The 13,245-nt window shown below is 69.4% G+C and carries 10 protein-coding genes; 8 read left to right on the top strand and 2 right to left on the bottom strand.

Going from position 1 to position 13,245, the window contains the following annotated elements:
* The first annotated feature begins 13 nt into the window (after positions 1-13).
* A complete protein-coding gene (locus KF684_04770; GenBank protein MBX3352225.1) occupies positions 14-754 on the top strand; it encodes a DUF4397 domain-containing protein in 741 nt (246 codons plus the stop codon).
* A 104-nt stretch (positions 755-858) separates the two neighbouring features.
* Here KF684_04770 and KF684_04765 read toward each other — a convergent pair whose 3' ends face one another.
* Entirely contained in the window at positions 859-1,869 is a 1,011-nt protein-coding gene (locus KF684_04765; GenBank protein MBX3352224.1) for an NAD(P)-dependent alcohol dehydrogenase, read from the bottom strand.
* A gap of 120 nt (positions 1,870-1,989) precedes the next feature.
* Here KF684_04765 and pheS point away from each other — a divergent pair, with 120 nt between their 5' ends.
* The gene (gene pheS, locus KF684_04760; GenBank protein ID MBX3352223.1) at positions 1,990-3,000 is read left to right on the top strand and encodes a phenylalanine--tRNA ligase subunit alpha; all 1,011 of its coding nucleotides are present in this window, start codon (positions 1,990-1,992) and stop codon (positions 2,998-3,000) included.
* Positions 3,001-3,168: 168 nt separating this feature from the next.
* On the top strand, positions 3,169-3,753 hold the full coding sequence (locus KF684_04755) for a hypothetical protein (protein MBX3352222.1): 585 nt from the start codon (positions 3,169-3,171) through the stop codon (positions 3,751-3,753).
* Positions 3,754-3,759: 6 nt separating this feature from the next.
* Here the strand turns inward: KF684_04755 and KF684_04750 are convergent, their stop codons facing one another.
* Positions 3,760-5,112, bottom strand: a complete 1,353-nt coding sequence (locus tag KF684_04750; GenBank protein MBX3352221.1) for an ABC transporter permease subunit — start codon at positions 5,110-5,112, stop codon at positions 3,760-3,762.
* Between the two features lie 378 nt (positions 5,113-5,490).
* Between KF684_04750 and KF684_04745 the strand changes: the two genes are divergently transcribed.
* From KF684_04745 to KF684_04725, 5 genes are read left to right on the top strand one after another with little or no spacing between them, the layout of a single operon-like run.
* Positions 5,491-7,509 carry a hypothetical protein gene (locus KF684_04745; protein MBX3352220.1) on the top strand — a complete coding sequence of 673 codons (2,019 nt, stop codon included), beginning with the start codon at positions 5,491-5,493 and terminating at the stop codon, positions 7,507-7,509.
* Positions 7,510-7,526: 17 nt separating this feature from the next.
* Complete coding sequence (locus tag KF684_04740; GenBank protein ID MBX3352219.1) at positions 7,527-8,567, top strand: protease modulator HflC; 1,041 nt, start codon at positions 7,527-7,529, stop codon at positions 8,565-8,567.
* Positions 8,564-10,033 (top strand): hypothetical protein, encoded by a 1,470-nt coding sequence (locus KF684_04735; protein MBX3352218.1) that lies wholly within the window; start codon positions 8,564-8,566, stop codon positions 10,031-10,033. The genes KF684_04740 and KF684_04735 overlap by 4 nt, the downstream gene beginning before the upstream one ends.
* Positions 10,030-11,319 carry an ABC transporter ATP-binding protein gene (locus KF684_04730; protein MBX3352217.1) on the top strand — a complete coding sequence of 430 codons (1,290 nt, stop codon included), beginning with the start codon at positions 10,030-10,032 and terminating at the stop codon, positions 11,317-11,319. The genes KF684_04735 and KF684_04730 overlap by 4 nt, the downstream gene beginning before the upstream one ends.
* Complete coding sequence (locus tag KF684_04725) at positions 11,316-13,238, top strand: hypothetical protein (protein MBX3352216.1); 1,923 nt, start codon at positions 11,316-11,318, stop codon at positions 13,236-13,238. Before KF684_04730 ends, KF684_04725 begins: the two co-directional genes overlap by 4 nt.
* Positions 13,239-13,245: the final 7 nt, after the last annotated feature.

Genomic DNA, 13,245 nt, shown 5'->3' with positions numbered 1-13,245 from the left:
CGGGAGATCCAAGATGAAGAGAGTATTTGTTTCCTCGACCCTTCTGCTCGCGATGGTCGCGGGCGCATCGAGCGCGGCGAACCTGCGCGTGGTCCACGGCTCGCCGGACGCGCCGGCGGTCGACATCCTCGTGAACGGCGCGACAGGCCCTGCGCCGCTCACGAACTTCTCGTTCGGCGACATCACGCCCTACGTCAGCATCCCGGCCGGTGTCTACGACATCGGCGTCGCGCCCACCGGCACGACGAACTCGGTGTTCGACCTCAACGGTTTCGCGATCCCGGCGGCGGGCGACTTCACGGTCGTCGCGCTCAACCGGCTCGCGAACTTTGATGTGCAGCTCCTCACCGATGACAACACCCTCGACCCCAACAACGCGCGCGTGCGCTTCTTCCACGGCGCGCTGGACGCCCCCGAGGTCGACATCGTGGCCGTCGACTCCGGCGGCAACGCGATCGCGACCCTCGCGACGCTGAACTACCGCGATGTCAGCGGCTACGCGTCGGTCGCGGCGGGCGTGTACGACATCGAGGTGCGCCTCGCCGGCACGACGACGACGGTGCTCGCGATCAACGACCTGGCGCTCAACGCGAACACGGTGTACTCCGCGTTCGCGCTCGGCCTCGTCAATCCCGGCTCGACGGAGCCCGGGTTCGGCGTGTTCCTGAGCGTCGACGCGGTGCCCGCGCCCGGCGCGGGCGTGCTGTTCGGCGCCGCGTCGCTGCTGGCCCTCAGGCGCCGGCGAGTCGGCTGACCGTCCCTGTCAGGCCGACACCTGTCCATTCCCTGGAAGACCCTCGCCGACGCCTGCACTTTGACCCGGACCCCCGCGACGGAAGCCGCGGGGGTCTGTTTCGTTCACGACCAGTCGTTGGCGAGCACGACGCGATAGCGCGCCTTGCCCTCGCGCAGGTGGGTCATCGCGTCGTTGATTTTGGAGAAGGGGAAGGTCTCGGTCACCGGCTCGATCGAGTGGCGGGCGCAGAAGTCGAGCATGTCGGCGATCGTCGCCGGGGCGCCGACCGGCGAGCCCGAGATGGAGCGCTGCGCCATGATGAGTCCGAACGCGTTCACGGGGATAGGCTCGAGCACCGCGCCCACGACGTGCAGGCGTCCCCGGGGCGAAAGCGCGTTGATGTACGCCTCCCAGTCGAGCGGGACATTCACGGTGCTCATGATGAAATCGAACGAGCCGGCGACCTTGTCGAGCTGCGCGCGGTCGCGCGTGTTCACGACGCGGTGCGCGCCGAGCCCCTTCGCCTCGGCGGTCTTGGCGTCGCTGGTGGTGAAGGCGGTGACCTCGCAGCCCCACTTGTTGAGGAAGCGCAGCGCCAGGTGCCCGAGCCCGCCGATGCCCACGACGCCCACGCGATGGGTCGGCTTGACGCCGAACTGGACGATCGGGTTGAAGACGGTGATCCCGCCGCAGAAGAGGGGCCCGGCGCTCCCGGGGTTCACACCCTCGGGGATCTTGACGGCGAACGACGCCTGAGCGCGCACGCGTTCGGCGAACCCGCCGTGGCGCTGCACGATGGTGCCCTCGCCCTTGGCGCAGAGGTTGTGGTCGCCCGACATGCACTGGCGACAGGTGGAGCACGAACGCGAGTGCCAGCCCAGGCCGACGCGATCGCCCTTCCGGAGGTGCGTGACGAGGTCGCCCGTGGCGACGACCTTGCCGACGACCTCGTGCCCTGCGACGAGGGGGTAGGCGCTCATGCCCCACTCGTTGTCGAGCATGGAGATGTCGGAGTGGCAGATGCCGCAGGTTTCGACCGCGATCTCGACCTCGTCGTGCCCGAGCGGTCCGAACTCGAACTCGAAGGGCTGGAGGGGGGCGCCGGGTTTCATGGAGGCGAAGGCACGGGGCATGGGGTGGGGCTCCTCGTTGGGCGGGCTCGTCAACGAGGGTACGCTGGCGCGACCCGGGGAGGGGGGACGCCTGCGGACCTTCGTGTGTCTTTCACCGGGCGGCCCCTACACTGTCGCCCCATGCTTGAAACCCTGAACACGATCGAACGGGAGGGGCTCGCGTCCCTCGCCAGCGCGCACGATGCGGAGGCGCTGGAGAAGTGGCGCATCGAGTTCCTCGGGACGAAGGGGCGGGTCAAGCTGGCCGCCGGCGGGCTGAAGGACGTGCCCCCCGGCGAGAAGCCGGCGGTTGGCAAGCGCCTCAACGAGGTGACGAAGGCGCTGCAGGAAGCGTTCGACGCGAAGAAGGGCGGCGTCGGTGAAGCGAAGAAGCCGAGCGGCCCGCTGCTGGACCTGACCGAGCCGGGCGTCGCGCCGGGCGTGGGTCGCCGGCACATCCTGACGCGCACGATCGAGGACCTGTGCGACGTGTTCGGGCGGATGGGGTTCGAGGTCGCTGAGGGGTTCGAGCTCGAGGACGACGACCACAACTTCGCGAAGCTGAACATCCCGGCGGACCACCCGGCGCGCGACCCGATCGATAACTTCTATGTGGACGATCCGCGCACGACCGAGGGTCCGCGGATGCTGCGCTCGCAGACGAGCACCGTGCAGATCCGCGTGATGGAGTCGGTGAAGCCCCCGATCAAGATCGTCGCGCCGGGGCGCGTGTACCGGCCCGACACGGTCGACGCGACGCACTCGTTCATGTTCCACCAGATCGAAGGGCTGTACGTCGACCGGAAGGTGACGCTGGCGGACCTGAAGACCACGCTCTTCCAGTTCGCCCGCTCGTACTTCGGCGAGGACGCCGAGATCCGGCTCGTGCCCTCGTACTTCCCCTTCACCGAGCCCAGCGCCGAGTTCTATATGAAGATCCGGCTGCGCCCCGACGAGCCGGCCCGGTGGATCGAGCTGGGGGGCTGCGGCATGGTCGACCCGGCGGTCTTTGAGTTGGTGGGGTACGACCCCGAGGAATGGACCGGCTTCGCGTTCGGCTTCGGGATCGAACGCATCGCGATGGGCAAGTACGGCATCCCCGATATCCGGCTGCTGTATGAGAATGACCTGCGGTTCCTGAAGCAGATCTGAAACTCGGAGGGAGCAGGGAGCAGGGAGCAGGGAGCAGGGAGCAGGGAGCAGGGAGCAGGGAGCAGGGGGCGGAGCCGGAGAAATCGGGCGCCGCCAAATCGGATATGGTGGTGCGAAGTCCGGTCGGGCTGTTGCGCACCAGGAAGCCAGGAAGAAGGAGAACCGGGAATGAGCAACGATTTCAGCGGGATGTCTGCGCCGATGGACGCTGGCGATGACTTTCGTGAGCCCCCGAAGTGGCCCAAGGTCGTCGGGATTCTGAGCATCGTGTTCGGCGCCCTGAACCTCGTGTGCAACGGCATCGGCTCGGTGTTCGCGTTCTTCACGCCGACACTCATGAAGTCGGCCGAGGCCCAATCCCCCGGGGGCTTTCCGGCGTCGATGACGACCTTCAACCCGCTCTTGGCTGGGCTGATGGTCGTGAGTCTGTGCTTCGGCGTGCTGCTGCTGCTCGCCGGCATCATGACGCTGAACCGACGCGCCGTGGGGCGCCCGATGCACATCGTCTACTCGCTCGGCGCGATCGTGATGCTGGTTGTGGGGATCATGTTCCAGCTCCAGCAGATCGACGACATCGCGGCGTGGGTCCGCGACAACCCGGACGCCGCGTTCGCGCAGCAGTGGTCGCCCATGACCACCTATGTCTCGATGGCGATCGGGATCGTGATCGGCGGCGCCTACCCGATCTTCTGCCTCGTGTGGTTCGGCGCGCTGGGCAAGCGCCCCGAGATCGACGCGCCCGAGGTGCTGTGATCCGCGTCAGCTGATGTCGCGGTTCTGGAAGAGCAGGACCGACAGGGCGAGCAGGGCCATGACATGGCTCAGGGCATAGCCGGTCGCGAGCGCGAGGTATCGCGCCGTGATGGGGTGGTTCTGCGTCACCGCGTCGACGAGCCAGAAGAACTGGATGTTCGGGATGACGGACCAGGCGATCCGCGAGGGCCAGCTGACCTTCGTCGGGCGGGTGAAGACATAGTCGTCGGGCTGGGGGGCGCGCCGGACGTCGAGGCCTCCGACATTGACGACCGTGATGTCGCGATAGTCTCGGACGGACTCGATGGCGAGGGCCGGGCCGGTCTCGGGGTCGCGGACCTGGTTCTCGTTGGCGAGGTCGCCGGCGAAGGGGCGGAAGCGCGGGACCGCCATCTCGATGCCGCCGGGGTCGGCGCCGTAGTACAGGGGCCCGTTGCGCGCGAGGGTGACGCCGGGCTCGGCGGCGAGGGAGATCCTCCAGCGGTCGCGCGCGTCGGAGAAGTCACGGTTGGCGTCGGCGAGCGGCTCGACCTCGACGATGCGGCCCACGACAGGGTTGTCGAAGGCGCGCCGGCCCACGAGGTGGTTGCTCAGCAGACTGAACAGGAACACGCCCAGGCAGACGACGATCGTCATGACCTGCCCGAGCCGGGTGCTGGCGGCGACGGCGACGGCGGTCAGCACGAGCATCGACAGCAGCACGGCGAAGGAGGCGATGGTGATCTGGGGCTTGAAATCCTCGCGCAGGGCGTGGGGCTGCCAGTGCACATCCACCGAGAGCGCGATCAGGTACGCGATCAGCAGCAGGGGGAGCATCAGCAGGCAGGCGGTCGAGGAGAACACCCACCCGTAGAAGTAGTTGCCCCAGACCGCGACGCCGATGGACAGGCCGACGGCCGAGAGGACCAGGACGATCGCCGGGACGTTCAGGTCGTCGTAGGTGGCGCTCATGACCCCTCGCTCGATCGCGAAGAGGAAGAACAGGAGCATGAGCACCGTCCCGACGACGATCGCGCCGGCGATGCCGAGGTACTTGCCCAGCACGAAGACCGGGCGCCCGACGGGCTTGCTGATGACGGTGAGGGCGGTCTTGTCCTCGATCTCGCGCGAGACGACGGAGGTCGCGAGGAAGGCGGCCAGCAGGGTAGCGCAGACCAGGACGGTCGAGAGCCCGACATCGAGGAGCATCTTGTTGTCGCCCGAGACCTCGGCGCTGTCGGAGAAGCCCATGGAATAGGCGGAGAAGAAGTTGTTGCCGGCCTGGAAGACGGCGCAGGCGAGCACGAGGATAAAGAAGACCGGCTGGCGGATGCTCTCGACCAGCGTGTTCCGCGCGATGGCGAGGATCTGTCCGAACATGGGTGGGGGGACGCCTGAGAGGAAGGGGGGCGCGATCGCGGGCGAGGGGCCCTCGGGAGGGGAGCCGGCGCGCCCCGGGAACCGGGCCGTCGCCGGACGAGAACATAGAGCCCGGTCGTTCGTACATCAATGATCGGTTTCCGGTTCGGTGGACAGGCGGGCACTGGCGCCTGACAATCCGTTCCCTCGAATGGAGACCGGGGTACGCTCGGGGTCGGACGCGGCGCGGCGTCCCCCTCTCCCCCGATCGAGACACCGGACAGCGATCGGGCCTCCCCCTCGCAGGGAGCGTCCCGAGCACGACGACGACCCCCGGACGGCAGAGTCAGCGCCGCCCGACGCCCTCACGACTCGGCACAGCACAACGCAGAAGCACGCATGCGAAACGACCATCTGACCTATCGCCGGGCCACCTCGATCAGCGTCATCGGGCTGATGATCCAGCTCGCGCTGGGCCTGGCGATCCTGCTGTACGCGCTGTTCGGACGAGACACCGCGGCGCTGACCGGGGCGATCTACATCCTGCTCGGCTCGCTGGTGTGGCTGGGGCTGGCGCTGGTGTTCCACCAGCACACCCTCGAGCGACTCGAGTCGATGGAGGCGGAGGCGCTCGAGGCGTCGGGCGCGTTCGACTCGTCGGTCTTCGAGGGTGCACGCGAGGAGATGCGCGTCGCCGCCCGCCGGCTCGACTGGATGCACCGCCTGCTGATGCCCTTGATCAGTCTGGCGTACGCCGGCTCGCTGATCTCGATCGGCGTGGTCCGTTTCCTGAGCGAGCGGGCGATGCTCGACCCCGACGCCCAGATCGGCTCGACCCTCACCGGGTGGGCGATCGCGCTGGGCGTGGGCGTCGCGGCGGCGGGCTTCGTCTTTGCGCGGTTCGTCGCCGGCATGGCCAAGCAGCCGGTGTGGTCGAACCTGCGCGGCGGTGCGGCGGTGTCGGTCGGCGCGTCGCTGGTGGGCCTCATGCTCGCCATCGCGCACTTCCTCGACTTCCTCGACGCCCCGGTCGCGCTGCGCTGGATGCACGTGGTCCTGCCCGTCGCGATGACCGTGCTGGGCGTCGAGATCGTCCTCAACTTCATCCTGAACCTCTATCGCCCCCGGCGCAAGGGCGAGGCGCCCAAGCCGGCGTTCGAGTCGCGCATCCTGAGCTTCCTGGCGGCGCCCGACCGGCTCGCCGAGAGCGTGGGCGGCGCGATCTCGTACCAGTTCGGGTTCGATGTCACGGACAGCTGGTTCTACCGGCTCCTCAGCCGCACGCTCGGGCTGCTGTTCATCAGCGGCGGCGTGGTGCTGTGGGCGCTGTCGTCGATCGCGATCGTGCAGCCCAACGAGCAGGCGCTCGTGCTGCGCTTCGGCTCGCTCCAGCGCGAGGTGGGGCCCGGCGCGCACTTCAAGTACCCCTGGCCCGTCGAGACGGTCGAGACCTATTCCGCGACCTCGGTCAACCAGCTCCACGTCGGCGCCCACACGCCCGAGGGGACCGAGCCGATCCTCTGGACCAACGACCACCTGGGCTCGGGCCAGCGCGAGCAGTTCATGATCGTGCAGCCGACCCGCCAGGCCGGCGACGCGCTGGGCCCGCGCGACCTGTCGCTGCTCGCGGTCGAGGCGCCGGTGCACTTCACCGTCCGCGATCTCACGAAGTTCGACGCCTTCGCCGAGCCGGGGTCGCGCCAGCGCCTGCTTCGCTCGATCGCGGAGCGCGAGGTCATGGAGTTCCTCGGCTCGCGCTCGATCGACGAGATCCTGGGCGCCGGGCGCGGCCCGCTGTCCGACGAGCTTCGCGCGAGGATCCAGGAGGCGTTCACCCGCGCCGACACGGGCGTGGAGGTGCTGTTCGCCGGCATCGTCGCCGCCCACCCGCCCCAGGCCAGCGACGTGGCGCTGGCGTACCAGCGCGTCACGGCCAGCGAGCAGCGCCGCGAGCGCGCGATCGAAGACGCGCGTTCCTCGCGCATCGAGACGCTGACGCAGGTCGTCGCGTCGGTGGAGCGGTCGGAATCGATCGTGCGTGAGCTGGACGTGCTGGAGGCGATGCAGCGGCGCGGCGCGACGCAGGACGAGATCACCGAGCAGGAGATCCGCATCGAGACGCTGCTGCGCGCCGCCGGGGGCGAGGCGGCGCAGCTGATCCTCCAGGCGCGGGCCGATCGCTGGCGCCTGCACATGAACGAGCGAGGGCGCGTCGCGCGCCAGGGCGGTCGGGTCGCGCTGTTCCGCGCGTCGCCCGAGGTGTACCTCGCGATGCAGTGGTTCGAGGCCATCCGGGAGATGACCACGAACGCCCGTGTCTATGTCACGACCTTTGATGACGGTCGCGTGCGCGTCAATGTTGAAGACGAGGCCGCGATCGGCGGCGCCCCGAGCGTCCCGACGACCCCGAGAGAGTAACCAGGAGTCCGCCTGCCGTGCGATCCACCTTTCTGCTGACGCTCACCGGCCTGATCGTGCTGGGTTTCGTGCTGTTCATGGTCACCTTCTCGGTGCGGTTCACCGAGGCCGCGGTCGTCACGACCTTCGGGAAGGCGAACGAGAACGCCGTCAAGAACCGCGACGGCGACGAGGCCGGCCTCTACTTCAAGTGGCCCTACCCGGTGCAGAGCGTGACCAAGTACGACCGGCGCGTGCGCCTGCTCGAGTCTCGCAGCGAGACGCAGCAGACCGCCGACGACCGCCCGATCATCGTCGAGGCGTTCCTCACCTGGCGCGTCACCGACCCGCTGGTGTTCTACCAGCGCTTCAGCAACGCCGGCCCCGAGGCGCGTGACCACTACACCGCCGCCCAGCGCAGTCTCGACACGCTGTTGCGCAGCGCGATGGCCGAGGTCTCGCGCTTCCGCATGAGCGAGCTCTTCTCACCCACGCCCGGCGGCTCGCGCCTGGGCGAGCTCGAGAGCGCGGTCCTCGATCGCATCCGTCGCGGCGACGCGAACCAGGGCGCCGACGGTCGCATGGGCGACTACGGCGTGCAGGTCGAGCTCGTGGGCATCCGGCGCATCGTGCTGCCGGAAGAGACGACGCGCGATGTTTATGACCGCATGAAGGCCACGCGAGACAAGCTCGCCGCCGAAGCGCGCGCCCAGGGCGACGCGATCGCCAGCACCATCCGCAACGAGGCGGAGAGCCAGGCGGACCGCATCCTCGCGTTCGCGCGCCGTCTGGCGGCGGAGATCCGCAACCAGGGCGACCTCGAGGCCGCCCGCTGGCTCGAGCAGCTCGACGAGGCCCCCGAGCTCGCGGTGTTCCTCCAGAACATCGAGCTGATCCGCGAGGGCTTCGGCAAGCAGGTCACCCTCGTGGTGCCGACCAGCTTGCCGGGCATGCAGCTGCTCGACCCGCGCAACCTGATGGACGCGGCGACGGGTCGCCTGCCGGGCATCACCGGCGAATCGCGCACGCCCGCTCCGGCGCAGCCCGCGCCGCGACGCTCGGAGGGCATGCCGCGATGAGCGAGCGCGACCCGCAGATCGAGGGGCTGGGCGAGTTCGAGGGCGAAGCGCCCCCGGAGCAGCCCCGGCGCGCCGCGAGCGCGACCTTCACGCAGCAGCGCGAGGATCGCTCCTCGGGCGTCTCGCTCGACCCGGCGCAGCAGTCGCTCGCCGAGGCGCTGCGCATCACCTTCTTCATCCTCCAGCTCGGCATGCTCGCCCTGATCGGGCTCTTCCTGCTCAGCGGCGCCAAGCAGATCAAGGAGGCCGAGCGCGGCGTCCGCCTGACCTTCGGCAAGGTCGTCGAGCAGGACGTGCCCCCGGGTCTGCACCTGGGCTGGCCCTACCCCATCGGCGAGTTCGTCACCGTGCAGACGGGCCAGCAGTCGCTGCGCCTCGACGATTCGTTCTTCCCCATGCTCAACTCTGGCCAGCGTTCTCGTTCGCTCGATGAGCTGGGCGCCGTCGCTCGCTTCGGGCTCGTTCCGGGGACCGACGGGTCGCTGCTGACCGCCGACGGGAACATCGTGCACCTCCGCCCGACGGCGGTGTACCGGCGCCAGAGCCCCGGCGATTTCGTGCGCAACATGCTGCCGGGTTCGGAGGAGTCGATCGTGCGGGCCGCGATCGAACGCGCCGTGACGCAGACCCTCGCGACGCTGACGCTCGAGCAGGTGCTCAAGCAGGGCGTGGGCAACGCGGCGGCGGGCGAGGGCGTGAGCGTGGACGCCGAGGCTGGCCCGCAGAGCTCCATCGCGGCGCGCGTGCGCCGACTGGCGCAGGAGATGCTCGACGCGCAGGGCTCTGGGATCGTGCTCGAAGAGGTCGCGCTGCGCGACATCACCCCGCCCCTGTCGCTGCGTTCGAGCTTCGCCGAGGTGCAGTCGGCGCAGTCGCAGGCCGAGCAGCGCCGTGAGCAGGCTGACCGCGAGCGCCGCGAGCGTCTGAGCCAGGTCGCCGGGCAGGCGGCGGAGCTGATCCTCGCGCGGATCGACGCGTACGAGCAGGCGCTCGAGCTGCAGGACGAGAACGCGGAGGACATCCTCGCGCAGATCGACCTGCTGCTGCTGGGCGAGCCCGTGGAGATCGACGGGCAGACGCGCCGCGCGATGGTGTCGGGCGAGACGACGAACCTTCTCAACGGGGCGCGCCGGTATCGCACCGAGATCGAGTCTCGCTACCGCTCGTTCGCGCAGACCTTCGCCGTCAAGCTCGAGCAGTACCGCACCAACCCTGGCCTGCTCGTGACGCGCGAGTGGACCGAGGCGCTGACGAGCTTCTTCGCGCGCCAGAGCGTGGAGACGAACTTCCTCCCGGCCGGGATGCTTCCCGAGCTCCTGATTAACCGCGACCCCGACGTCGCGCGCGAGCGCGATCGCATCCGCAACGAGCAGCAGTTGCTGCGCACGCTCGACCAGCGCGAGATCGCCCGGCGCGCCGCGGAACTGGAGCGCAGGCGCCGACAGATCGCCGAGGAGGGCCGGTGAGCGCCGCGTCGACCTCCAGCAGGCCTCTGGTCTTCCCTCGCGCCGGTTCCGGCGCGGCGGCCGGGCAGTCGGTGATCGCCTGCCAGCAGCTCTCGAAGGTCTTCAAGGACTTCTGGATGCGCTCTCGCGTGCGCGCCGTCGACCGGCTGGACCTCGACGTGCAGCGAGGCGAGATCTTCGGCCTGCTCGGCCCCAACGGGTCGGGCAAGAGCACCACGATCAAGATCGTGCTGGGGCTGCTCCACAAGAGCTCCGGGCGCGTCGCGGTGTTCGGCAAACTGCCCACGGATGTCTCGATCAAGAAGCGCATCGGGTACCTGCCCGAAGAGACGCACCTCTACCCCTTCCTGAACTCGCGCGAGACGCTCGATTACTACGCCAAACTCTTCGAGCTCGACTACAAGACCCGTCGGAAGCGCATCGACGAGCTGATCGACATGGTCGGGCTCGGCGCTGCCCAGCACCGCCCGGTTCGCGAGTACTCCAAGGGCATGGCCCGGCGCATCGGGCTCGCGCAGGCGCTCATCAACGACCCAGAACTGTTGATCCTCGACGAGCCCACCAGCGGGCTCGACCCGATCGGTTCGCGACAGGTCAAGGACCTCATCCTCGAGCTGGGGCGGCGAGGCAAGACCGTGCTGCTCTCCAGCCACCTCCTGGGCGATGTCGAGGACTGCGTCGACCGTCTCGTGATCCTCTACGGCGGCAAGAAGCGCGCCGAGGGCACGCCCGACGAGTTGCTCGAGTCGCGCGAGCGCACCGTCATCGAGTCCGAATCGCTCGACGACGCGACCATCGCCGAGCTCGACCGCATCATCCACGCGCGCACCGGGCGCGCGATCGAACGCGTCGGCAAGCCGCGTCAGCGCCTCGAGGACCTGTTCCTCGACATCGTCGATCGCGCGCGCCGGGAGCGCGTCGAGACGGGCGGCGCGCAGTCGGGGGGCGCCACGGCGTCGTTCCTGCGCGCCGACGAGGGCGAGGGCGACGACCTGATCGGCCGGCTCGTCGAGGGCGAGCCGCCCCCGGCCCCGGCCCCCGCCCCCGGCCCCGGCCCCGGCTCGGCCCCCCAAGGGGCGCACGAGAAGGCGCCGGAACGTACCGCCCAGTCCGAGCGCGACGACGTGCTTGGCGAACTGCTCGCCGACGCGCCGAAGGCGCCAGAGAAGCGCCCGGCGTCCGAGCAGGCGCGCGACCCGAAGAAGAACGCGCCCCCAGCGGACGTGGACCGGTCGGTGATCGATTCGCTGCTCGACGATGACGCTTCGGGCGGGGGCACGCGGTGATCCCACGGGTGCGCGAGTGGCTGCGCGTGTGCGCGCGCGTGCAGGGGACGACTCGCTTCAAGACGGTCGCGAGCGCTGTCATCGTCGTGCTGGCGCTGCTCGCGCTGGGCGGGTGGCTGGTGCTCGCCAACGCGCCGGACACGGCGGAGGTCGCGCGACAGGCCGCCGCCGAGGCGACTGCCGCTGACGCCGGGGCGACGGCGCCCCGCGCCGCGACCGGCGCGACGGCGGTGCGCGGGCTGCTGGGCGCGACGAGCCCTGTCTACGCGGTGAGTATCGGCATCCTGGCGGTCGCCGGGGTGCTGCTGGTCGTGACCTGGCTGGGCGTGCTGCTGACGTATGTCGGTCTGGGGCTGGTCGCGCTGGTCGTGGTGGCGCCGCTGTGGGCCGGGGAGTCGACGCGAGGCGCGGCGCTGGTGATCGGCGGCGCAGTCGCGCTGTCCGGCTCGTTCACGGCGCTCCTGCAGGGCGTGCGCGCGCTGCTGGGCTATCGAACCCCTGTTTTCGCCGTGGCGCAGACCGTGCTGGCGGAAGCGGTCCGGATGAAGATCAGCGTGGTCTTCATCGTGATGCTCGTGTTCCTGCTCGCGGCGCTGCCGGCGTATCTGGACCCGGGGCGCCCCTTGCGGTTCCGCGTGCAGACCTTCCTGCAGTGGGGCACGGCCGGGGCGTACTGGCTCATGCTGATGCTCACGCTGTTCTTCTCGATCGCGACCGTCGCGTTCGAGCAGCGCGACAAGGTCATCTGGCAGACGATGACCAAGCCCGTGCGACCCATCGAGTACATCCTCGGGAAGTGGCTGGGCGTGGTCTCGCTCAACGCGGCCCTCATGCTCGCGACGGCGTCGGGCGTGTTCCTGTTCACCGAGTACCTGCGCAACCAGCCCGCCCAGGGCGAGATCCGCGCGTACGTCGCTCGCCAGGGCGAGGGCCCCGTGACGCTCGACCGGCGCATCCTCGAGACCCAGGTGCTGACGGCCCGGCGCGTGATCGAGCCGGCGATCCGCGAGCTGATCGAGGCCGAACGCGTCGACGAGCTGGTCGAGCTGGAGATCGCGGAGGTGCGCCGTCGCGACGACATGGTGACGGTCAGCGCGAGGGGTCGCGCTCTGATCCGCGAGGACATCGTCGCCGCGATCGAGCACCAGTACCGCACGATCGCCCCGGGCACGGGCAGGGCGTTCATGTTCGAGGGGCTCTCGCGCGAGCGTGATCGGGGCGAGCCGGTCACCCTGCGGTTCACCGTGAAGTCCGGGTCGAACCTGCCCTCGGCGCTCTACGAGCTCACCTTCCTCGTGGGCGGTCGGTACTTCATCCCGCGCCAGACCTCGCTGGGCGCGGCGCAGACGCTCGACATCCCGGCCGACGCGATCGACGAGAACGGGGCGCTGCTCGTCGACATCTGGAACGGGCAGTACGGGACGGAGTTCGCGAACCCGCTCTCGATCACCTTCGAGCGGGGCAGTCTCGAGATCCTCGCGAGCGCGGGCTCGTTCGAGCTGAACTACGCGAGGGTGATGCTGGTGCTGTGGTTGAAGCTGTGCTTCATCGCCGCGATCGGCGTCACCTGCGCCACCTTCCTGAGCTTCCCGGTCGCGTGTCTGGCGGCGATCGTGCTGTTGTTCGCGGCCGAAGCGTCGCCCTTCCTCAACGAGGCGCTGGAGCAGTACACCCCCGAGACGCGCGACGGCTACGACTGGATCGCCTTCGTGGTTCGCCTCGTCGCCGTGCCCATCGCGAAGGCGTTTATCTGGTACGGGGAGCTGCGTCCGACTGCCGACCTGGTCGACGGGCGGCTCGTGCCCTGGGGGGTGCTGGTCCGCGCGATCCTCAGTCTGGGCGTCAGCACGGCGGCGATGCTCGGGATCGGCTGGCTGATCTTCCGCAAGCGCGAACTCGGGACCTATTCGGGGCGTTGAACCAGAC

The organism is Phycisphaeraceae bacterium, assembly GCA_019636675.1.
Lineage (GTDB): Bacteria > Planctomycetota > Phycisphaerae > Phycisphaerales > UBA1924 > JAHBXC01.
Note: the sequence above shows the minus strand (reverse complement) of the source record. Positions and strands in the feature narration are given on the sequence as shown.

Bases quoted from the DNA above. Each gene is read 5' to 3' on its own strand.
- KF684_04770 (MBX3352225.1), top strand. From the start codon at position 14: ATGAAGAGAGTATTTGTTTCCTCGACCCTTCTGCTCGCGATGGTCGCG.
- KF684_04765 (MBX3352224.1), bottom strand. From the start codon at position 1,869: ATGCCCCGTGCCTTCGCCTCCATGAAACCCGGCGCCCCCCTCCAGCCC.
- pheS (MBX3352223.1), top strand. From the start codon at position 1,990: ATGCTTGAAACCCTGAACACGATCGAACGGGAGGGGCTCGCGTCCCTC.
- KF684_04755 (MBX3352222.1), top strand. From the start codon at position 3,169: ATGAGCAACGATTTCAGCGGGATGTCTGCGCCGATGGACGCTGGCGAT.
- KF684_04750 (MBX3352221.1), bottom strand. From the start codon at position 5,112: ATGTTCGGACAGATCCTCGCCATCGCGCGGAACACGCTGGTCGAGAGC.
- KF684_04745 (MBX3352220.1), top strand. From the start codon at position 5,491: ATGCGAAACGACCATCTGACCTATCGCCGGGCCACCTCGATCAGCGTC.
- KF684_04735 (MBX3352218.1), top strand. From the start codon at position 8,564: ATGAGCGAGCGCGACCCGCAGATCGAGGGGCTGGGCGAGTTCGAGGGC.